Origin of the sequence: Paenibacillus pini JCM 16418 (assembly GCF_000576305.1) — a bacterium.
GTDB classification, from domain to species: domain Bacteria; phylum Bacillota; class Bacilli; order Paenibacillales; family Paenibacillaceae; genus Paenibacillus_AQ; species Paenibacillus_AQ pini.
The window spans coordinates 11398-31441 of sequence record NZ_BAVZ01000028.1; the positions used below are offsets into that span (position 1 = coordinate 11398).

The 20044-nt window shown below is 43.7% G+C and carries 20 protein-coding genes and 1 pseudogene; 20 read left to right on the forward strand and 1 reads right to left on the reverse strand.

Annotated elements, in window-relative coordinates; all coding sequences use genetic code 11:
- The first annotated feature begins 8 nt into the window (after nucleotides 1-8).
- The 19 genes and pseudogenes from ftsH to lysS all read left to right on the forward strand — a co-directional run bounded on the left by ftsH (nucleotide 9) and on the right by lysS (nucleotide 18364).
- Nucleotides 9-2168 carry an ATP-dependent zinc metalloprotease FtsH gene (ftsH, locus tag JCM16418_RS21545; protein WP_081765534.1) on the forward strand — a complete coding sequence of 720 codons (2160 nt, stop codon included), beginning with the start codon at nucleotides 9-11 and terminating at the stop codon, nucleotides 2166-2168.
- Between the two features lie 278 nt (nucleotides 2169-2446).
- A complete protein-coding gene (gene nadA, locus JCM16418_RS21550; RefSeq protein ID WP_036653116.1) occupies nucleotides 2447-3382 on the forward strand; it encodes a quinolinate synthase NadA in 936 nt (311 codons plus the stop codon).
- 42 nt (nucleotides 3383-3424) lie between these two features.
- A complete protein-coding gene (gene nadB, locus JCM16418_RS21555) occupies nucleotides 3425-5047 on the forward strand; it encodes an L-aspartate oxidase (RefSeq protein WP_036653118.1) in 1623 nt (540 codons plus the stop codon).
- A pseudogene (nadC, locus tag JCM16418_RS21560) lies at nucleotides 5037-5902 on the forward strand (carboxylating nicotinate-nucleotide diphosphorylase). Before nadB ends, nadC begins: the two are co-directional and overlap by 11 nt.
- A gap of 4 nt (nucleotides 5903-5906) precedes the next feature.
- Nucleotides 5907-6674 (forward strand): type III pantothenate kinase, encoded by a 768-nt coding sequence (locus tag JCM16418_RS21565; RefSeq protein ID WP_036653119.1) that lies wholly within the window; start codon nucleotides 5907-5909, stop codon nucleotides 6672-6674.
- Between the two features lie 54 nt (nucleotides 6675-6728).
- Nucleotides 6729-7613, forward strand: a complete 885-nt coding sequence (hslO, locus tag JCM16418_RS21570) for an Hsp33 family molecular chaperone HslO (protein WP_036653122.1) — start codon at nucleotides 6729-6731, stop codon at nucleotides 7611-7613.
- Between the two features lie 15 nt (nucleotides 7614-7628).
- On the forward strand, nucleotides 7629-8582 hold the full coding sequence (locus JCM16418_RS21575; protein ID WP_081765535.1) for a peptidylprolyl isomerase: 954 nt from the start codon (nucleotides 7629-7631) through the stop codon (nucleotides 8580-8582).
- Between the two features lie 290 nt (nucleotides 8583-8872).
- The gene (cysK, locus tag JCM16418_RS21580) at nucleotides 8873-9811 is read left to right on the forward strand and encodes a cysteine synthase A (RefSeq protein WP_036653126.1); all 939 of its coding nucleotides are present in this window, start codon (nucleotides 8873-8875) and stop codon (nucleotides 9809-9811) included.
- 199 nt (nucleotides 9812-10010) lie between these two features.
- The gene (locus JCM16418_RS26775; RefSeq protein WP_148298884.1) at nucleotides 10011-10685 is read left to right on the forward strand and encodes a hypothetical protein; all 675 of its coding nucleotides are present in this window, start codon (nucleotides 10011-10013) and stop codon (nucleotides 10683-10685) included.
- Nucleotides 10682-11539, forward strand: a complete 858-nt coding sequence (locus tag JCM16418_RS26780) for an anthranilate synthase component I family protein (protein WP_148298885.1) — start codon at nucleotides 10682-10684, stop codon at nucleotides 11537-11539. Before JCM16418_RS26775 ends, JCM16418_RS26780 begins: the two co-directional genes overlap by 4 nt.
- A gap of 4 nt (nucleotides 11540-11543) precedes the next feature.
- Nucleotides 11544-12116, forward strand: coding sequence for an aminodeoxychorismate/anthranilate synthase component II (gene pabA / locus JCM16418_RS21590; RefSeq protein ID WP_036653128.1), 573 nt, complete (start codon nucleotides 11544-11546; stop codon nucleotides 12114-12116).
- Nucleotides 12117-12125: 9 nt separating this feature from the next.
- Entirely contained in the window at nucleotides 12126-13010 is an 885-nt protein-coding gene (locus tag JCM16418_RS21595) for an aminotransferase class IV (protein ID WP_036653129.1), read from the forward strand.
- Between the two features lie 16 nt (nucleotides 13011-13026).
- Nucleotides 13027-13893, forward strand: a complete 867-nt coding sequence (gene folP, locus JCM16418_RS21600) for a dihydropteroate synthase (protein ID WP_036653132.1) — start codon at nucleotides 13027-13029, stop codon at nucleotides 13891-13893.
- A gap of 18 nt (nucleotides 13894-13911) precedes the next feature.
- A complete protein-coding gene (gene folB, locus JCM16418_RS21605) occupies nucleotides 13912-14274 on the forward strand; it encodes a dihydroneopterin aldolase (protein ID WP_036653134.1) in 363 nt (120 codons plus the stop codon).
- A gap of 9 nt (nucleotides 14275-14283) precedes the next feature.
- A complete protein-coding gene (gene folK / locus JCM16418_RS21610; protein WP_036653135.1) occupies nucleotides 14284-14835 on the forward strand; it encodes a 2-amino-4-hydroxy-6-hydroxymethyldihydropteridine diphosphokinase in 552 nt (183 codons plus the stop codon).
- The gene (locus tag JCM16418_RS21615) at nucleotides 14787-14990 is read left to right on the forward strand and encodes a helix-turn-helix domain-containing protein (RefSeq protein WP_036653137.1); all 204 of its coding nucleotides are present in this window, start codon (nucleotides 14787-14789) and stop codon (nucleotides 14988-14990) included. Before folK ends, JCM16418_RS21615 begins: the two co-directional genes overlap by 49 nt.
- Before the next feature lie 50 nt (nucleotides 14991-15040).
- Nucleotides 15041-16063: a tRNA dihydrouridine synthase DusB gene (gene dusB, locus JCM16418_RS21620; RefSeq protein ID WP_036653139.1), complete on the forward strand. Its 1023-nt coding sequence runs from the start codon at nucleotides 15041-15043 to the stop codon at nucleotides 16061-16063.
- Nucleotides 16064-16240: 177 nt separating this feature from the next.
- Nucleotides 16241-16717: a transcription elongation factor GreA gene (gene greA / locus JCM16418_RS21625; RefSeq protein ID WP_036653143.1), complete on the forward strand. Its 477-nt coding sequence runs from the start codon at nucleotides 16241-16243 to the stop codon at nucleotides 16715-16717.
- Nucleotides 16718-16849: 132 nt separating this feature from the next.
- Entirely contained in the window at nucleotides 16850-18364 is a 1515-nt protein-coding gene (gene lysS, locus JCM16418_RS21630; RefSeq protein ID WP_036653145.1) for a lysine--tRNA ligase, read from the forward strand.
- 95 nt (nucleotides 18365-18459) lie between these two features.
- On the opposite strand, the gene JCM16418_RS21635 is transcribed toward lysS, so the two are convergent.
- On the reverse strand, nucleotides 18460-19053 hold the full coding sequence (locus JCM16418_RS21635) for a TetR/AcrR family transcriptional regulator (protein ID WP_036653147.1): 594 nt from the start codon (nucleotides 19051-19053) through the stop codon (nucleotides 18460-18462).
- An 89-nt stretch (nucleotides 19054-19142) separates the two neighbouring features.
- Between JCM16418_RS21635 and JCM16418_RS21640 the strand changes: the two genes are divergently transcribed.
- Nucleotides 19143-19628, forward strand: coding sequence for a hypothetical protein (locus tag JCM16418_RS21640; RefSeq protein WP_306304817.1), 486 nt, complete (start codon nucleotides 19143-19145; stop codon nucleotides 19626-19628).
- The last annotated feature ends 416 nt before the right edge of the window (nucleotides 19629-20044 follow it).

The window sequence follows — 20044 nt, forward strand, 5'->3', positions numbered from 1 at the left end:
GGTAGGGGATGAATCGGTTCATCCGGAATTCTGGTTTTTATTTGATTCTTTTTTTAGTCGTGGTGGGCATTGTCCAGTTTGTTAGTAATGGAAATGAATCCGCTGATGTCCCTAGATACGACCAGTTTCGTCAGCAATTGAATGCCGGCAATGTGGAAGAGATGACGCTTCAGTTTGATGGAAATGCTTACCTCGTAACCGGTAAATATAAGGTGAAGCCGGCGAACGATAAAGTTAAATCGAACTTGTTCTCGACATATATGCCATTAACGGATAACGCCGTTGATGAATTGGTAGCCGTAAGTGAAAAGAATGGAACCCAATTTAGTGTTAAAAGAATGGAAGGCGAAAGTATTTGGCTTACATTACTTTCTTCTCTTATTCCTTTGGTACTTATGTTCGTTCTCTTCTTCTTCCTGTTTAATCAGTCACAGGGTGGCGGCGGCAAGGTAATGAATTTCGGTAAGAGTAAAGCCCGCTTATATAATGAGGAGAAGAAGCGAGCTACCTTTGAAGACGTTGCAGGAGCAGATGAGGAGAAGCAGGAACTTGTTGAAGTTGTTGAATTCCTAAAAGATCCACGTAAATTTGCGGCTGTTGGCGCTCGTATTCCTAAAGGTGTTCTGCTTGTGGGCCCTCCGGGTACCGGTAAAACCCTCTTAGCTCGTGCAGTTGCAGGGGAAGCAGGCGTACCATTCTTCAGCATTTCCGGTTCTGACTTTGTGGAAATGTTTGTAGGTGTCGGTGCATCTCGTGTACGTGATTTGTTTGAGAATGCAAAGAAAAACGCTCCATGTATCATTTTCATCGATGAAATTGATGCAGTAGGTCGTCAACGTGGCGCCGGACTCGGCGGTGGACATGACGAACGTGAACAAACCCTGAACCAACTACTCGTTGAGATGGATGGTTTCGGTGGGAATGAAGGTATTATTATCGTAGCAGCGACTAACCGTGCGGATATTCTTGACCCTGCACTCTTGCGTCCAGGCCGCTTTGACCGCCAAATCACGGTGGATCGTCCTGACGTTAAAGGCCGTGAGGCTGTGCTTAAGGTTCATGCACGCAACAAGCCGCTTACTACCGATGTTCGTTTGGATATCATTGCGAAGCGTACTACGGGTTTCACAGGTGCAGACCTGGAGAACTTGCTAAATGAAGCTGCCTTGCTTGCGGCACGTCGCAATCGTAAAGATATCTCCATGAAAGAAGTAGATGAAGCAATTGACCGTGTTATTGTCGGTACTGAGAAGCGCAGCCGCGTGATTAGTGATCGCGAGAAACGCATTGTTGCTTATCATGAAGCAGGTCACACCATTGTTGGTTACTTCTTGGAGCATGCTGATGAGGTGCATAAAGTTACAATTATCCCTCGCGGTCGTGCTGGCGGATATGTAATCATGATGCCGAAGGAAGATCGCATGCTTGCGACTAAACAAGAGTTGCTTGATCGAATTACAGGCCTCTTGGGTGGCCGTGTATCCGAAGAAATTTTCATCGGAGAAATCGGTACAGGTGCATACAGTGACTTCCAGCAGGCTACAAGTATTGTACGCAGCATGATTATGCAATACGGTATGAGTGAGAAACTCGGACCTATGCAGTTCGGTAGCTCTCAGGGGCAAGTGTTCTTGGGCCGTGACATTGGTCACGAGCAGAACTACAGTGATTCGATTGCTTATGAAATTGATCAAGAAATGCAACGCTTTACAAACGATTGCTACGAGCGTTGTAAGGATCTATTGATTAAGCACTCTCGTGAAGTTCATTTGATTGCAAACACCTTGCTTGAGAAAGAAACACTTGAGCTTGATCAAATCAGAGAACTCATCGAAAATGGCTTCCTTGCTGAAGACGCTGGAAAAACAAACGGCGGTGAAGGATCCTCTGAAAATGGTACACCGATCATCGAGAGCGTAGGCGATGTGAAAGTACACATTCAAGGTAAAGATGAAGAAGTCGACCTTTCGAAGAACGAAATCCCGAATGAATTTCCTAGTGAAGATCAGGGTATAGATCCGAACGAAGAGCCGAATGCCGTTCCAGGAGACATTCCAAACGAAGAGCCTGGTAGTACACCAAGCGAACCGTTAAATGATGTTTCAGGTGATATTCCAAATGACTTACCTAACCGTAATGGCGGAGGATTGCCACCAGAAACAAAGTAATAAGTAAAGTGGATTAAATCCCACCAGAATATAACGAAACCCGGAAAACATATAATGTTTTCCGGGTTTTTGTATGTTTTGAATCTTTTTAATTTCTGGAACATCTCTCATAAAATATAGAGCTTGTCAATTGACAGTTTGATGAACCTTGTGTACATTAGTTGATAAACAAGTTGACGGGAAGGATTTTAACGGACATCTTTGGGAGAAATTTCACAAACTAATTCCTTGCTGCAGAGGCAGCTTCATTCCGGATATGATGAAGGAGAGTGAACTCAATGGAGGCTCTTGCGCTAGCGCACAAAGCAGAACAAAAGATGGAACTTCAGGAGCGACTTAAGCAGCTGAAGAAAGAACGGAATGCCATTATTTTAGCTCATTATTATCAACGGGATGAAATTCAAGAAGTAGCGGATTTCCGCGGTGATTCTTTTTTGCTTGCACAGAAAGCAGCCCAAACGGATGCTGAAGTGATTGTATTTTGTGGAGTTCATTTCATGGGTGAAAGCGCTAAGATTCTGGCACCTAATAAAACGGTTTTAATTCCTGACGAGCGAGCAGGATGTCCAATGGCGGATATGGTTAATGTGGATGGGCTTCGCAAATTGAAGGCCCAGCATCCAAACGCTAAAGTAGTTACATATATTAATTCATCTGCCGAAATTAAGGCTGAGACTGATATTTGCTGTACTTCTGCCAATGCAGTACGTGTTATCCAGTCCGTAGACTCCGATGAAATTATCTGGGTACCGGATAAGAATTTGGGGCATTACGTACAGCAGCATACAGACAAGAAGCTTATCATTTGGGAAGGGTACTGTAACACGCATGATATGCTGACGGTTAAAGATGTTTACGAAATGAGAACGAAGTATCCTGAAGCTGAATTTGTAGTACATCCAGAATGTCGTCCTGAGGTAGTTGCAATGGGTGACTTTGTTGGCAGCACAACTGCGATTTTGGAATACTGCAAAAAGTCTGATCGTAAGCAATTCATTGTGGGTACTGAAGACGGTACGGGTTACCAATTACGTTTGGATAGCCCGGATAAAGAATTCCATTTTGCTACTAAGTTTTTGGTATGTCCAAATATGAAGGTTAATAATCTCAAAAAATTGGTGAAATGTTTGGAAACAATGAAGCCGCAGATTTATGTTCCCCCTGTGGTAGCCGACCGTGCAAGAATTTCCTTAGAGCGCATGTTACAGGTATAGTAGCATGCGCTACTCTTTCTCTTAAGACAGGTGAACGGGTTCATGATTCCACAATACTTGATTGATTTTGATCTACAGTCCCTTCCAAAAGTCGAAACTGATGTTATTGTCATCGGTTCGGGAATCGCAGGGTTATTCACTGCAATTCAAGCAAGTAAACATCAGCGTGTTATAATGATTACCAAGAAAGCACTGCTAGAGAGCAATACAAGGTATGCACAGGGCGGCATAGCTGCTGTAATTTCGGAGGAAGACTCACCGGCTTCCCATCGGCAAGATACGCTTATGGCAGGAGCGGGATTATGTTCATCTACAGCAGTGGATGTACTTGTGAACGAAGGGCCACGGGGGGTTCAGGAGCTTATAGCACTTGGGACCTCTTTTGACGTGGAGAACGGGGAGTTAGCGTTGACGCAAGAAGGGGCACATAGCCATCGTCGTATCTTGCATGCTAATGGAGATGCGACGGGTCATGAGATTGTCAGAGCACTGGCTGAACAAGTCAGAACGCATAAACATATCGAAGTGTGGGAGCATCATTTTGTGATCGACGTTATAACAAACCATGGTGAATGCATCGGTGCACTTGTACAGCGTCCTGATGGAGAGCGCATTTTTCTCCAAGGAGGAACTACCGTTCTATGCTCTGGAGGATCAGGTCAATTATATCGTTACACGACCAATCCTGAAGTGGCGACGGCCGATGGCGTAGCAATTGCTTATAGAGCAGGAGCAGAAATTCGTGATATGGAATTTATTCAATTTCATCCTACCGCCCTTTGTTATCCTGGAGCGCCCCGGTTTCTAATTTCCGAAGCTGTGCGTGGAGAGGGAGCTGTGCTTCGTAATATTAAAGGTGAGCGGTTCATGGCTAAATATCATGAGCTACTTGAACTTGCACCGCGCGATATTGTAGCCAGGGCTATTGTTAGTGAAATGGAGGAGACAAAGTCCACGTTCGTATATTTGGATATTACACATAAATCGGAAGATTTGATTAAACACCGGTTTCCGACGATACATGAGACATGTGTGCATTTTGGACTTGATATGACGACAGATTGGATTCCAGTTGCCCCAGCTGCACATTATATGATGGGCGGGGTTCGTACAGATCTGAACGGTGAAAGCAGTATTTCGCGTCTCTTCGCTTGCGGTGAAGTATCATCAACAGGTGTCCACGGAGCAAATCGCCTAGCAAGTAATTCACTCTCAGAAGCCATTGTGTATGGTAGTCGTATTGTAGATCGTATTTTGGAACTTACACCTTTAAATGTACATGCTGTAGCCAACGTTTCAGGGTCTGTAGAACTACGTGATAGCTCATCAACACAGGCAATCGTCGAGCGGCGATTGAAGTTGCAAAAAACGATGGTGCGTTATGTGGGATTGCGACGAACGAAGGTTGGACTTGAGAAAGGACTGGAAGAGCTTACTCGTCAAACTTCTATTTTTCAATCGATGCTTCGCAAAATAGAAGAATTTGAATTTTCCAATATGCTGACATGCTGCTTGCTGGTTACCAGCGCAGCACTAGTAAGGGAAGAGAGTCGAGGCGCTCACTACCGCGAGGATTACCCTAATCGTGATGACTTGGGCTGGCGCAAGCACCTAATTCAGCAGCGTAATCATGGAATAGTGGAGGAAATCAGCGATGATGTTTAATGGGTATAACGAGAACTTAGTGGAATCTATTCGCTTGTGGCTCAGGGAAGATGTAGGTTCAGGGGACGTGACTACGCAGTATACGATACCAGCCGGACATAACTCCAAGGGTATTATCCATGCGAAGGAAGACGGTATTGTGGCAGGCATCCCTGTAGCAGAGCTTGTGTTTGAGGTTGTCGATCCATCGCTGAATTTCACGGCACATGTTCAGGATGGACAAGTAGTAAAGAAAGGCACGGTATTAGCTGAAGTAGAGGGCAGTACGCATCATATTTTGACGGGTGAACGGATTGCACTCAATCTGTTGCAAAGGCTTTCTGGTATTGCAACTCGGACACGTATGTTCGTGGACGCTCTTGGGGGACTACCAACTCGGCTCGTGGATACGCGTAAGACTACACCAGGGCATCGAATGCTTGAGAAATATGCTGTCCGTGTTGGTGGTGGCGCTAATCACCGCTTTGGATTGTACGATGCGGTTATGATTAAGGATAATCATATCAAGGGTGCAGGTGGTATTCGTAAGGCAGTCGAACGGGCAAGAGCTAATATTCCACATACGATGACGATTGAAGTGGAAACAGAATCGATGGAACAGGTTGAGGAAGCGCTTGAAGCGAAGGCAGACATTATTATGCTCGACAATATGAGTACCGATCTAATGAAGCAGGCAGTACAACGTATTAAAAAGAAATCACCCCATGTACGGTTGAGGCTTCCGGTAATGTTTCACTCGATACGATTAAAGGCATTGCTGAGTGTGGTGTTGACGTAATATCTGTTGGAAGACTCACCTACTCTTTTGACAGTTTAGATATTAGTTTGGACTTGAATGCTGTGAAGGAGGGCTAACCTCATGATTCTTGTAATTGATATAGGTAATACGAACATCGTGCTTGGTATATATAGAAACCGTGAATTGCTGCATCACTTTCGTCTCAGTACATCTCGCCAGTCGACTGTTGATGAGTACGGGGTATTGATTCATAATCTGTTTACGATGTCAGGTATTCGAATTCATGACATCGAGAATGTAATCATGTCATCCGTCGTGCCACCAATGGTTCATGTTGTTGAGGATATGTGCATCAAATATATTGGAAAGCAGCCGATGATCGTCGGTCCCGGTATTAAAACGGGGCTTAACCTTAAATATGAGAATCCACGTGAAGTGGGTGCAGACCGAATCGTCAATGCCGTGGCAGCAGTAGAAATCTATCATGGACCACTCGTTGTGGTGGATTTTGGTACAGCGACGACGTTTGATTGTATAGACAGTAAATGCAATTATCTCGGCGGGGCGATTGTGCCTGGCATTGGTATAGCAACAGAAGCTTTATACAAGAGGGCATCCAAGTTGCCACGTATTGAACTAGAGAAGCCAAAGAAGGTAATCGGTCGAAACACAGTGCATGCGATGCAGGCGGGTATTATTTTCGGTTATGCTGGACAGGTTGATGGTATCGTTGGACGAATAAAGGAAGAGATGCAAGCCCCTTCATTAAAGGTTGTAGCTACTGGCGGTCTGGCAGATCTCATTGCAAGTGAAGCAAAATCGATTGATGAGGTCAATCCACTGTTAACGCTGGAGGGACTTCGGATTATTTATGAACGTAACTGTTAGAAATATAAATCAACGAATGATCTATAAATGATCAGCATAGGAGGTTGTAATGACATGAATAAGAAACAAGACCGATTAATTCGGGGAACAGCAATGAATGGGCGTGTTCGTGCGTTTGCCGTTCGGACAACAGGGCTCGTTGAGGAGCTTCGTCAAAGACATGATACATGGCCTACGGCTACAGCCGCCATGGGACGCACATTAACCGCTGCCTCCATGATGGGTGCTATGCTTAAAGGGAAAGAGCGTCTTAATATCCAAGTGAAGGGCAATGGCCCTATTGGACAAATTGTTGCAGAAGCTAACTCACAAGGGGATGTAAGGGGCTACGTTACTAATCCACACACGCATCTTCCAAGTAACAGTCAAGGTAAGCTTGATGTCGCAGGAGCGGTAGGTACAGAAGGAACTCTTTATGTAATTAAAGATTTGGGTATGAAGGAACCTTACCGTGGGAGCGTACCTATCGTTTCTGGCGAACTTGGTGAAGATTTCACCTATTATTTTGCTGCCTCAGAGCAAACACCTTCAGCAGTAGGGCTTGGAGTCCTTGTAGAAGCTGACAACTCGGTTATCGTAGCGGGTGGATTTATTATACAGTTATTACCAGGTCTGAGTGATGAAGAAATTACACAAGTTGAACAAGCTGTGGGTGGAATTCCATCAGTTACTTCCTTGTTAGACCAAGACTTAGAGCTCGAAGAAATGATACGTTTCTTATTGCCAGACTTTGAAATGATGGACGACATGGAAATTAGATTTAAATGTCAGTGTTCACGAGAGCGCGTGGAACAGACTCTAGTCAGTCTGGGACAAAGCGAACTAGAGCAGCTAATTGCTGAAGATGGACAAGCGGAAGTCGTATGTCACTTCTGTAATGAAGCTTATTTGTTTAAAGGCGAAGAGCTCCAGCATATTTTGGAACAGGCCCAGCACTAGCGGCGGAAGGAAAATATGATGATAAGGACTGGACAGGAGAAGGTTCTGTGGGCCGCAGTCATCATTTTGGCAGCGGGCGTATTGATTATGGGTAGCTTCATCCTTATACGTGGGCTTAAGCCTGCTCAATCTGACGCGAATCCATCTGCAGAGGTCGGCATAGCGCCAGTCGCTGTATTCAACGGCACATTCATTACGGATAAAGAATGGGCCAAGGAACTAAAGAAAGCGCATGGTCAGGAAATTCTCTTACAAATGCTGAATCATAAGGCTGTTCTTGCTGAAGCACAGGCGTTACAGATTGTGGTGTCGCCTCAGGAGATTACGCAGGAATTGGATAGGCTTATGAAAGGGTATGATTCTGAACAGGCCTATTACGATGAAATGAAAAACCAGCTCGGTCTGACCCCTAATGAGGTTAAGGCGGAGATAGCTTATCAACTAACGCTGGAAAAAATAGCAACATCACATATTGAAATTACGGATGAGGAAATAAGTGAGTACGTTAAGGAACATCAGGAACAGTGGATTCCGAGAACAAAATACCAGCTTGGATTCATTAAAGTTTCTAGCTTCCGTGAAGGTAATCATGTCTTGGATCGTTTAGAACAGGGTGAAGACTTCAATATACTGGCTCAAGAACTATCAAAGGATGAATATAGTCGTGGTCAAGGAGGCCAGCTTGGGCTGGTGGATGAAGAAGATCCGTTTATTCCACAAGAATTGTTAAAGACGGCTAAGACACTTGAGATTGGAGATATTGCTGGCCCTGTTAAACTTGAAAATGGGGGCTATGGAATCATCCAGTTGACGAATATCGTAAGTGGACAGCCTGAGACGGAACAGGAGATCCATGAAGATGCTCGTAAGCTACTTGCACTTAATGAGGCGATACCACTCTCTCAGCTTGAAGTGCAGTTAAGGGAGAAATATCATTCCGAAATTATGATTGCAATTCCTACATCCTAGGATGTCTTTGCTCGCTATATATATCAATGAATTTGCTGTGCAGAAGTTATTTATTCTTGCATAGCAAATTTTTTTCTTCTCATTGTATGTAAGATAGAATAGTAGCGTAGATGCTTAGTCTTTCCCGTATTGACAATGAGTAAGAAGGTTGATAAGATGAAAGTATTCAAAAGCCTACTTATTTACTCGGATATAGAAGGTAAATATACGTGATCAACAACAAGATTCACTAACGGAACTTAACATAGCAGCAATTCATTTTATATCATACGTTTAGGGAGGATTTACTCATGGCTAAAGTTGTGAACAATGTAACAGAATTAATTGGTGGTACTCCACTAGTTCGTTTGAACCGTCTTGCACCAGAAGATGGCGCGGAAATTTTTCTTAAACTGGAATATCAAAATCCTGGAGCAAGTGTAAAAGACCGTATCGCTCTTAGTATTATTGATGAGGCAGAGAAACAAGGAACGCTACAACCGGGAGGTACAATTGTCGAGGCAACCAGTGGTAACACGGGTATCGGTCTTGCAATGGTAGCTGCCGCTAGAGGTTATAAATCTGTTATTGTAATGCCTGAAACAATGAGTATTGAGCGCCGCAACTTGCTCCGTGCGTATGGGGCTGAGTTGGTACTTACACCAGGAGCAGAGGGTATGAATGGTGCTGTTAATAAAGCAGAAGAAATTGTACGTGATAACCCTGGATATTTCATGGCTGAACAGTTCAAGAATCCAGCCAATGTTAAAGTACACCGCGAAACCACAGGTCCTGAAATTGTAGACGCTATTGAATCCATTGGTGGAACATTGGATGCGTTTGTAGCTGGGATTGGTACAGGAGGGACAATCTCTGGTGCTGGTGAAGTTCTAAAGAATAAATACCCGAATGTGAAAATTGTGGCTGTTGAACCAGCTGCTTCTCCGATCTTATCGGGGGGTAAACCGGGACCTCATAAAATTCAGGGACTGGGCGCAAACTTTATTCCAGATATCCTGAACCGTGAAATTTATGATGAAATTATCCATGTAGAGAATGAAGAAGCGTTTGAAACAGCTCGTCGCGTGGCTAAGGAAGAAGGAGTGCTTTCGGGTATTTCGTCAGGCGCTGCCGTATTTGCTGCGATTAAAGTCGCTAAAGAGCTAGGTAAAGGTAAGCGTGTTGTCGTTGTTATTCCAAGTAACGGCGAACGCTACCTGAGCACACCGCTGTATAATTTCGAAGGCTAATCCTGTTAATCGCTTATGTCAAAGATGACAACCCTACTGCTGAATAATCAGCCGTAGGGTTTTTTGCTGGAAAAGACTATGCAAATAGGCTCAAGCTCGATATACTGACAAGCAATAGTAAGGATCGTTTTGGGGGATAGAGAATAATGACAGATCGTTTAATCACCATGGAGCAGTGGAGACATTGGTCACTAGATAAATGGGGTATGTTACCTACATACTTCGGTTTAAACCGGAAGCGGCTAATTTACCGCAGCAATGGATGCAAGCATGGGAACAAGCCTCACCATATTCGGTTGTACTTGAGAGTGGGAAAGAAGGTCGCTATACGTATATGGGGCTGCACCCAACCTCTATCTTAGAGGGAAGCGGTCTATCTGGAGACATTACTGATTTGCTTACAGGAAAGAAGCAACCAGTACAAGGTAAACCCTTGGACCTAATACAGCAATGGATGTACGAACATCGAGCGCCAAAGGTGGAGATAGATACTCTGCCTCCATTGTTAGGGGGATGTATAGGTTTTCTAGGATATGATGTAGTTCGTTCGTTAGAAGAACTGCCCGTGATATCAGCAGATGACCAAGCCTTTCCTGATTATATGTGGATGCGTTTAGAAGAGCTGTGGATTTACGATGCAAAAGAGCAGGTCGTATATTGTGTTATTCATGTTCCTTGGACTACCGAGGGCGAAGGTGTGCTGAAGAGCGAGTATAATGCTAGGCTACATCAGCTTTACATGGAAGCGGGAGCCAGAGCAGAGGAAATGCAAAAGTTATGGAATGCTATATCTGCGCAAAGATATGAACCCTTAGATAAAGATCTCGCAAATTCCAAGATTGGACTCGAGGATCAAGCCATTGGCCAGGAATGAGCAGCCGGTTTTCACCTGAAGCATTCGAAGAGGCCGTCCTCACCATTCAAGAATATATTCGTCAAGGTGATGTGTTTCAGGTCAACTTGTCACTACGGCAGGAGCGCGAAATTCATTCCTCACCGGAACGGATTTATGAGTGGCTTCGCCAGCTTAATCCATCACCCTATATGGGAATGCTCCGCTCACCAGGCTTTACACTGGTTAGCGCTTCGCCTGAGCTTTTAGTTAAGCTGGATGGAGAGCGTGTAAGTGCTCGTCCAATCGCAGGTACTAGAAGGCGCGGGAATACAGAGCAGGAAGATACAAACATGGCAACAGAGCTTCTGACCAATGAAAAGGAACGTGCTGAGCATATTATGCTGGTTGACTTGGAACGTAATGACATCGGTCGTATTGCTGCCTATGGGTCTGTGCATGTACCTGAGCTGATGAGCATTGAGTACTACTCGCATGTGATGCATCTGGTCTCCCAAGTTGAGGGGCGAATTGCCCCTGAAAAGGACGCTTATGATGTCATTGCTGCTTTGTTCCCTGGAGGAACGATCACGGGTGCGCCCAAAATTAGAACGATGGAGATTATTGAAGAATTAGAACCTGTCCGAAGAGGCCCCTATACAGGTTCGATGGGTTGGATTGACTATAATGGTAATATGGAATTAAATATTATTATAAGAACATTGGCCGTATCCGGCAGTAAAGGCTACATTCAATCCGGCGCGGGCATTGTAATTGACTCGAATCCATATCGCGAATATCGCGAATGTCATAATAAAGCTAAAGCTATAATCAAAGCGGTAATTTGCAGTGAAGAAGAAATGAGAGCAGCCAATCTGGTAGGTCGAAAGGGATGAGGATATGATTTTAGTAATCGATAATTATGACTCTTTTACGTATAACCTAGTACAGTATCTTGGAGAATTAGGTGAAGAAATCAAGGTTTTCCGTAATGACGAGATCGACATCCAAGGCATTGAAGCATTGGCACCAGATCATATCTTAATATCCCCAGGACCATGTACGCCGAATGAAGCAGGGATTAGTCTAGAAACCATACATTATTTCAAAGGCAAAATTCCGATCTTTGGTGTCTGTCTTGGCCATCAATCCATAGGACAGGCATTTGGTGGTAAAGTCATTCGCGCAGAGCGTTTGATGCATGGCAAAACATCACCAATTCATCATCAAGGTACATCTGTATTCGAAGGGCTTCCATCCCCGTTTACAGCGACTCGTTACCATTCCCTACTTGTGGAGCGGGATAGCCTCCCAGACTGCTTAGAGATTACGGCAGAGACGGAAGAAGGCGAGATTATGGGACTGCAACATAAGGAATATAAAATAGTAGGCGTTCAGTTTCATCCAGAGTCCATTATTACCGATTATGGTCATCAAATGCTTCGCAATTTCCTGCAGAAGCAGGAAGCATAGGGTTGCCATATGCAATGGATTGGGCTCAACGGACAAATCGTACCTGCAGCAAGCGCCGTGGTTTCGGTTATGGATCACGGCTTTTTATACGGCATGGGGTTGTTTGAAACCTTTCGTACATATGCTGGCAAGCCATTCTTGCTGGATCGCCATCTTCTTCGGATATCTGAGGCATGCGGAATATTAGGCATCCCTGTCGGACCGGAGTTGAGCGAAGGGTACATATCCGAATGGATCAGCCAACTGATGAAGGCAAATGAACTGCAGGAGGCGTACGTGCGTCTGACGATTAGCGCGGGCGAAGATATTCTTGGTCTGCCGGCTGCAGCATATACAAAGCCTTCTCAGGTTCTCATGGTAAAACCTTTGCTTCCTGTAGCAGAACATATATATGCTCACGGTAAGCCACTGCAACGACTCATGACTAAACGGAATACACCAGAAGGTCCGCTGCGACTCAAATCACTCCATTATATGAATAATATTATGGCCAAAAGAGAGCTTTCCACCTATCCTGCTGCCATCAGATCTCAGGCAGAAGGCTTAATGATGAGTCATGAAGGTTATGTTGCCGAAGGTATTGTCAGCAATATTTTCTTCGTAAAGAACGGCTGTCTATTTACGCCTCATATAGACACAGGTATCCTACCCGGTATTACTCGAGCACTCGTGCTCGAACTGGCCACAGAGCAAGGCATATCTTGCAAAGAGGGATTCTACGATATTGCCACTTTGCTTGAGGCGGATGAAATATTTTTGACCAGTTCGATTCAAGAACTAATTCCAGTTACCTCATTCTTAGATACAGAGGACTTGTCACATATGATTAGTGATTCTATCGGACCAGTCACTTTAAAACTGCTGCAATCCTATCGTCAGCAAACGCAGAAATGAAAGCAGGGTGCGAGTCATGAGAACAACTATCTATCAGCACAATTTTCAAATGGGACAAGCAAGCCTGACCCTCGGTGAATCGACCCAGATTATGGGCATACTGAATGTGACACCAGACTCATTTTCGGATGGGGGTCGGTACATTGATCCTCAAAATGCGGTTAGGCATGCACTGCAGATGTATGAAGATGGTGCGGATTTAATTGATGTTGGTGGTGAATCGACACGTCCTGAATCAGCACCTATTTCAATAGATGAAGAGTTGGCACGCGTTATCCCCGTCATTGAAGCTATCCATCGCGCTGCGCCGCATATCCCTATTTCAATAGATACGTACAAAGCAGAGGTAGCTCGTCAGGCTATCGGAGCTGGAGCTCATATGATGAATGATATCTGGGGCGGTAAAGGAGATCCAGATATGCTGAAGGTTGCCGCGGACCTGTCTTGCCCAATCATTCTGATGCACAACAGACATGACATGGACTATGGGGTTTTTGTGGAGGATGTACTTGCAGATCTAAAAGCGAGTATCGAGCTTGCACTTCATGCGGGAGTATCTAAATCCAATATCATATTAGATCCGGGCGCCGGCTTTGCAAAAGGTTACCATGAGAATCTGCAGATTATGATGGCACTGGATCGACTTGTCCATTTAGGTTACCCGGTCTTACTTGCAACCTCACGTAAAAAGTTTATACGCACAGTATTGGATCTACCAGCCGATGATGTAATTGAAGGAACAGCTGCAACTGTTGGTTTTGGCATTGCCCAAGGCTGTCAGATCGTACGTGTTCACGATGTCGCAGCTATTAAACGTACGGTACGAATGTGTGACGCGATGCTTTATGCATCTTCCGAGCTAAATCGAATTCAGCATAGATAGAAGAAGGTGGGATTATTCATGGATAAAATGATTATGAGTCGCATGGAATATTACGGATATCATGGTGTTTTTGCCGAAGAACGTAAACTCGGTCAACGCTACTATATAGACTTAGAACTAGAAATGGAACTACGCGCTGCAGGGGAAAGTGACGATTTAAATTTAACGGTAAATTATGCCGAAGTACATGAAGTTGTTAAAAAAGTCGTTGAAACCGAGTCATTCCAGCTGATTGAGGCATTATGTGAACGTATTGCATCCGTTGTACTGGACACTTATACTAGTATCAATGCAATAACGGTCAAAGTGACCAAGCCGCATCCTCCTTTTGACATTCATTTTCAGGGTGTCACGATTGAGATGCGCCGAACCAGAAAGTGAGAGACGAACATGAATGCACATCCTACCTCTGAGTCATCAGAGGCTTATATTGCTTTAGGGGCTAATTTGGGTGATCGTGAAGACACCTTAATGGAAGCTGTACGTAAACTTGACGCACATGCGGATATAACGGTTTTGCGATGCTCTAATCTATATGAAACAGAGCCTGTAGGCTATGTAGATCAGCCTTATTTTCTAAATATGGTGGTTGCTGTCCATACCTCATTGAAGCCGCATGAGCTACTGAACGTCATGCAGAATATTGAGAAGGAATTAGGAAGAGTTCGACATATCCATTGGGGACCACGTACAGTTGATTTGGATTTACTATGGATAGAAGGCAGAAGCGAGGATACGCCAGATTTGTTGCTGCCGCATCCTCGGATGTTTGAGCGGGCTTTTGTTCTAGTGCCATTAAGTGATATTGTTCCTATCGATGAATCGTCTCAATTATATACCGAAATGAAAGCAGCCTTGGAGCAACTGAACGACGGAAAGGAAGGATTGCAGCTATGGAAAACATGCACCTGGCGCAGCGTATCCGCGCCTTCCGGAAATTAAAAGGATACACACAGCAGGAGCTCGCGGTAAAGACTGGCATTTCTCTTGCGGTACTTGGGGCGGTTGAGCGAGGCAATCGAGGAGCTGAAGATCGAGTATTAGCTAAAATTGCAGAAGTTTTGGACGTCAGCGTCGAAGAACTTACGGATAAATAATTGATAATTGAATGCTCAGTATATGCATGAATTAAGGAGTGAATAAACAAATGCTGAAAATTGGCGATATTGAAATGAAGAACCAGGTTGTACTTGCTCCGATGGCGGGCGTGTGTAATCCAGCTTTTCGCCTGATCGCCAAAGAGTTTGGAACGGGCCTAGTATGTGCAGAAATGGTCAGTGGTAAAGCAATCTTACACGGCAACAAACGTACGCAAGAAATGCTATTTGTTGATGAACGGGAGAAGCCGCTTAGTCTGCAAATTTTCGGTGGTAATCGTGATTCATTAGTGGAAGCTGCTAAAGTTGTCGATAAAGAAACCAATGCCGATATTATTGATATCAACATGGGTTGCCCAGCGCCGAAAGTGACCAAAATTGATGCGGGTGCTCGTTGGCTATTAGACCCCGATAAAATTTATGAAATGGTATCTGCTGTTGTGGATGCTGTAGATAAGCCCGTTACAGTCAAGATGCGTATTGGTTGGGACAGTGAACATATTTTTGCTGTCGAAAATGCTCAAGCCATCGAACGTGCAGGTGGGAAAGCTGTTAGTGTGCATGGCAGAACACGTGAGCAGCTCTATACAGGCCGTGCAGATTGGAATATTATCAAGCAGGTTAAAGACGCGGTATCGATTCCTGTAATCGGTAATGGTGATGTAGTAACGCCAGAGGATGCAAGACGTATGCTCGATCAAACGGGCTGTGACGGTGTTATGATTGGACGGGGAGCATTAGGCAATCCGTGGATGTTGTACCGTACGATTGAATACCTCAAGACTGGTGAATTATTACCTGATCCAACGGGTGAAGAAAAGATCAGAATCGCCATTTTGCATATGGACCGTCTGATTGCCCTGAAGGGCGAATCTGTCGCTGTCAAAGAAATGCGTAAACATTTGGCATGGTATCTGAAGGGTCTCAAAGGATCTGCCCGTATCAAAGACGAAATTATGGAAGAGACTAAACGGGAAGAAATGGTTAATATTCTGGAGAATTTTGTAGCAGGACTGAGCCAGCAGGAGGAAACATCACCTGAACTGGATCAAATGGCAGCAGCTTCTTTATAATGCTCTAAGTTGGGACCAAGGGCGGTCATTGACTTTTTGAAATGGTTACCATATACTTTTTCAGTATAAATTCGACTTACTGTTTAAACTCAGCAGCAGGGGGATGTTCTGATCCTCCAAGTTATGCATATAGTATGGTGTTTTAAATTTATTCACATGACAGGAGACTCGGTTAAGATGAGCGATAAAGAAGTCATTCTTACACAGGAAGGTCTTAAGAAACTGGAAGATGAACTTGAGAACCTTAAATCCGTGAAGCGCCGTGAAGTGGCTGAACGTATTAAAGTTGCTATTGGCTACGGAGATATTAGTGAAAACTCGGAATATGAAGACGCTAAGAATGAACAGGCGTTTATCGAAGGCCGTGTCATCACCCTAGAGAAATTGCTTCGTAACGCACGCATCATTAACAATGATGAGATTAGTACTGATGTCGTAGGCGTAGGTACAACTGTCACTGTAGAAGATGTGGAATATGGCGATAAGATGGAATACACTATTGTCGGTACAGCGGAATCTGATCCGCTTAACAATAAGATATCCAACGAAAGCCCAGTGGGTAAAGCTATGATTGGTAAACAAAGAGGTACGGTAGTTGATGTTAGTGTACCTGCAGGCGTTATTCAATATAAAATTATCGATATCAAAAAGTAAGATTGATTACTTTAGGATTGTGAAGAAGCTTCCTTTAGGAAGCTTTTTTTTCAGTTAATTAGTACTCTACACTTTGCCTTTATCTGAAAATAGATGTTTAGTGCAGTGAAATGAAGGAGATGAGGACCTACCATGTCGGAAGAAACAAACAACCAAGAGCAGGAAATCGAATTAAGTGAGTTGCTACAAATTCGCCGGGGTAAGTTGGACGAGCTCCGTGCGCTCGGAATTGATCCTTTTGGTAAAAAATACGATCGGACCCATCATGCTGGAGATCTAATCAGCAAGTATGACAGTTTGACCCATGAAGAGCTTGATGCAAATCCAATCAAGGTTCGCGTAGCTGGACGGATTATGGCTAAACGGGGAATGGGTAAAGCGATCTTTTCGCATATTCAGGACCTAAGCGGCAAGATTCAAATTTACGTTCGTCAGGATTCCGTGTCTGAGCAGGCTTTTGCGGCATTCCGTCTACTTGACCTAGGAGATATCATTGGCGTAACCGGTACGATGTTTAAGACAAAGACTGGTGAAACTACAATTAAGGTTTCTGAGGTTGAAGTATTGTCGAAATCTCTTTATCCTTTGCCAGACAAGTATCATGGACTTAAGGATGTCGAGCTTCGTTACCGTCAGCGCTATGTAGATTTGATTATTAACCCAGAAGTACAACAAACCTTTATTGCCCGTTCGCGGATTATTCAGTCCATGCGTCGTTATCTCGACTCTCTCGGATATTTAGAAGTTGAGACACCTACACTACATGCGATTGCAGGTGGGGCAGCGGCTAAGCCATTTATTACACATCACAATGCACTAGATATGCAGCTTTACATGCGTATCGCTATCGAGCTTCACTTGAAACGCCTAATCGTGGGTGGTCTTGAGAAGGTCTATGAAATCGGTCGTGTTTACCGTAATGAAGGTATCTCCACGCGTCATAATCCGGAATTTACAATGATCGAGCTGTATGAAGCTTATGCTGACTATAAGGACATCATGAATTTGACCGAAAGTATGGTTGCTCACATTGCGCAGGAAGTATTGGGAACTACGATCATTAACTATCAAGGACAAGAAGTTGATTTGACGCCAGCTTGGCGTCGTGTGACGATGGTGGATGCCGTTAAAGAAGTGAAGGGCGTAGACTTTGGTGTACATATGACTACTGAAGAAGCACATGCCCTTGCAAAAGAACATCATGTCAAAGTAGAACCACATATGACGTTTGGTCATATTTTGAATGCCTTCTTTGAAGAGTTCGTAGAGGAAACGTTGATTCAGCCAACCTTTGTCACTGGACATCCAGTTGAAATTTCTCCGCTTGCGAAGAAGAATGACGAAGATCCACGCTTTACGGATCGTTTTGAGCTCTTTATTGTAGCTCGCGAGCACGCTAATGCATTTAGTGAACTTAACGATCCAATTGATCAGCGTCAACGCTTCGAAGGACAAATGAAGGAACGCGAGCATGGTAATGATGAGGCGCATGAAATGGATGAGGACTTCCTGAATGCACTCGAGTACGGAATGCCGCCTACAGGTGGCTTAGGAATCGGCGTAGACCGTCTGGTTATGCTACTAACGAACGCTGCTTCGATCCGTGACGTACTTCTGTTCCCTCATATGAGAAACCGTCAGGAGTAGTTTATAGATACCGGTACTAGCAAAAAAGGAGCCCTTAGTGATGATATATCACTGAAGGGTTCCTTTTTTTTATTGATAACGGCATTCGCTACACTTTAAGGTATGCATAATGAATCCAAATGAATTTGAATGGTCCTTTGAATCATTTCAGAACTGACCTTATCCGGTCTGAGAATCGCATGAATCGCAAGTCCATCAATAAGCGCATAGAAGCGTTCAATCTCTATAGGTATATTTAATTCCGATTTTGCAAGACCTTTTTCAGTCAAGCCCTCCATAATATTAATAAATATAGCTCGGAGATCATCGTCGACTTCATTACGGTGACCTCGGAGGGAAGAATCCGACATAGATTTCACCACAAAAGCGAACCATACCTCCATTTCTAGTCGTTTTTCCTCATTGGTCGGTAGTATCTCTTGAACTAAGTTAGGGATGTCTATAATTAGATCCCCCGAAAAATTGATGTTCCTTATACGGCGGCCTACATTTTCAGACACGAGTTTCATGGAATACGCGAGTAATTCAGATTGTGTGGAAAAGTAGTGGCGCATCGAACCAACCGAAATTCCAGCTTCATCAGCTATATTTCGAACGGAGGCCTGTTCCATTCCATATTTACGAATGATTCTCCATGTGGCTTTTGCAACTTTTACTTTTTGCATTTCATGATCTACGATTTTTGGCATGTACTTATTATAACAGCTTGTTGATCTTTATAGTACGAGTGTATTATATTATTTATATCCAAATGTATTTATAAGATGGGAGATTTAAAATGATAGCTACGCTTATTATAGGTGGTGAGATTGCTTTTTGGATTCTGGTTGTAGCGGGTTTGTGTTCGAGGTATATCTTAGGTTGGAGAAAATTAGGTGCTTCGCTTCTTTTGATTACTCCCATTGTAGATTTATTGTTAATCATCTTTACAATTATTGATCTTCGGAGTGGCGTTAGAGCAGAATTCATTCACGGTCTAGCAGCAATCTATATTGGTGTAACCGTTGCGTATGGTCATCGCATGATAAAATGGGCAGACGAGAGATTTGCTTATCGGTTCGCTAATGGTAACAAACCGAAGCCCTCACCAAAGTATGGTGAACCTCATGCAAAGCATGAACGTCAGGGGTGGTATCGCCATGTGCTTGCTTGGTTCATTGGAATTATACTGTTAGGTTTAATGATACTTATAGTAGGTGATCCGCTACGTACTCAAAAGCTCAAGGATGTTGCTATATGGTGGGGAGGATATTGTTGTAATTGATTTTATAATCAGTTTTAGTTATACATTATGGCCGAAGCAGCGCAAACATTAGTTAACTGACTGCAGCATGGTATTTTAAATAAAGAGGATAATTGACAAGTTAATCTTGTAGCTTATTAAATAATCAAAAAATATAAAAAATGCTTGCATTCATTTTATACACATGGTATATTCTTATTCCGGCCAATTAATCCGGTTAACAAACAAGGATGACAAGCTTTGATAAAATGAATTGAAAAAATAAATTTTAAAAAAAGCTTGCATTAAACTGCCGAACATGATATATTATAAAAGTTGCCGCTGAGATAAACGAACGACAACGAAAGAGAAATTGATCTTTGAAAACTGAACAACGAGTGAGTAACGACTTTACTTGTAAAGTCGAAAAGCGAAGTGTTTTGGTTCATGCCTTCGGG

Coding starts and splice junctions, on each gene's coding strand:
- JCM16418_RS26775 (WP_148298884.1), top strand. CDS start 10,011: ATGGGGTATGTTACCTACATACTTCGGTTTAAACCGGAAGCGGCTAAT.
- ftsH (WP_081765534.1), top strand. CDS start 9: ATGAATCGGTTCATCCGGAATTCTGGTTTTTATTTGATTCTTTTTTTA.
- JCM16418_RS21635 (WP_036653147.1), bottom strand. CDS start 19,053: ATGCCAAAAATCGTAGATCATGAAATGCAAAAAGTAAAAGTTGCAAAA.
- cysK (WP_036653126.1), top strand. CDS start 8,873: ATGGCTAAAGTTGTGAACAATGTAACAGAATTAATTGGTGGTACTCCA.
- JCM16418_RS21565 (WP_036653119.1), top strand. CDS start 5,907: ATGATTCTTGTAATTGATATAGGTAATACGAACATCGTGCTTGGTATA.
- greA (WP_036653143.1), top strand. CDS start 16,241: ATGAGCGATAAAGAAGTCATTCTTACACAGGAAGGTCTTAAGAAACTG.
- JCM16418_RS21640 (WP_306304817.1), top strand. CDS start 19,143: ATGATAGCTACGCTTATTATAGGTGGTGAGATTGCTTTTTGGATTCTG.
- nadA (WP_036653116.1), top strand. CDS start 2,447: ATGGAGGCTCTTGCGCTAGCGCACAAAGCAGAACAAAAGATGGAACTT.
- lysS (WP_036653145.1), top strand. CDS start 16,850: ATGTCGGAAGAAACAAACAACCAAGAGCAGGAAATCGAATTAAGTGAG.
- JCM16418_RS21615 (WP_036653137.1), top strand. CDS start 14,787: ATGGAAAACATGCACCTGGCGCAGCGTATCCGCGCCTTCCGGAAATTA.
- dusB (WP_036653139.1), top strand. CDS start 15,041: ATGCTGAAAATTGGCGATATTGAAATGAAGAACCAGGTTGTACTTGCT.
- hslO (WP_036653122.1), top strand. CDS start 6,729: ATGAATAAGAAACAAGACCGATTAATTCGGGGAACAGCAATGAATGGG.
- folK (WP_036653135.1), top strand. CDS start 14,284: ATGAATGCACATCCTACCTCTGAGTCATCAGAGGCTTATATTGCTTTA.
- nadB (WP_036653118.1), top strand. CDS start 3,425: ATGATTCCACAATACTTGATTGATTTTGATCTACAGTCCCTTCCAAAA.
- folP (WP_036653132.1), top strand. CDS start 13,027: ATGAGAACAACTATCTATCAGCACAATTTTCAAATGGGACAAGCAAGC.
- JCM16418_RS21595 (WP_036653129.1), top strand. CDS start 12,126: ATGCAATGGATTGGGCTCAACGGACAAATCGTACCTGCAGCAAGCGCC.
- folB (WP_036653134.1), top strand. CDS start 13,912: ATGGATAAAATGATTATGAGTCGCATGGAATATTACGGATATCATGGT.
- JCM16418_RS26780 (WP_148298885.1), top strand. CDS start 10,682: ATGAGCAGCCGGTTTTCACCTGAAGCATTCGAAGAGGCCGTCCTCACC.
- JCM16418_RS21575 (WP_081765535.1), top strand. CDS start 7,629: ATGATGATAAGGACTGGACAGGAGAAGGTTCTGTGGGCCGCAGTCATC.
- pabA (WP_036653128.1), top strand. CDS start 11,544: ATGATTTTAGTAATCGATAATTATGACTCTTTTACGTATAACCTAGTA.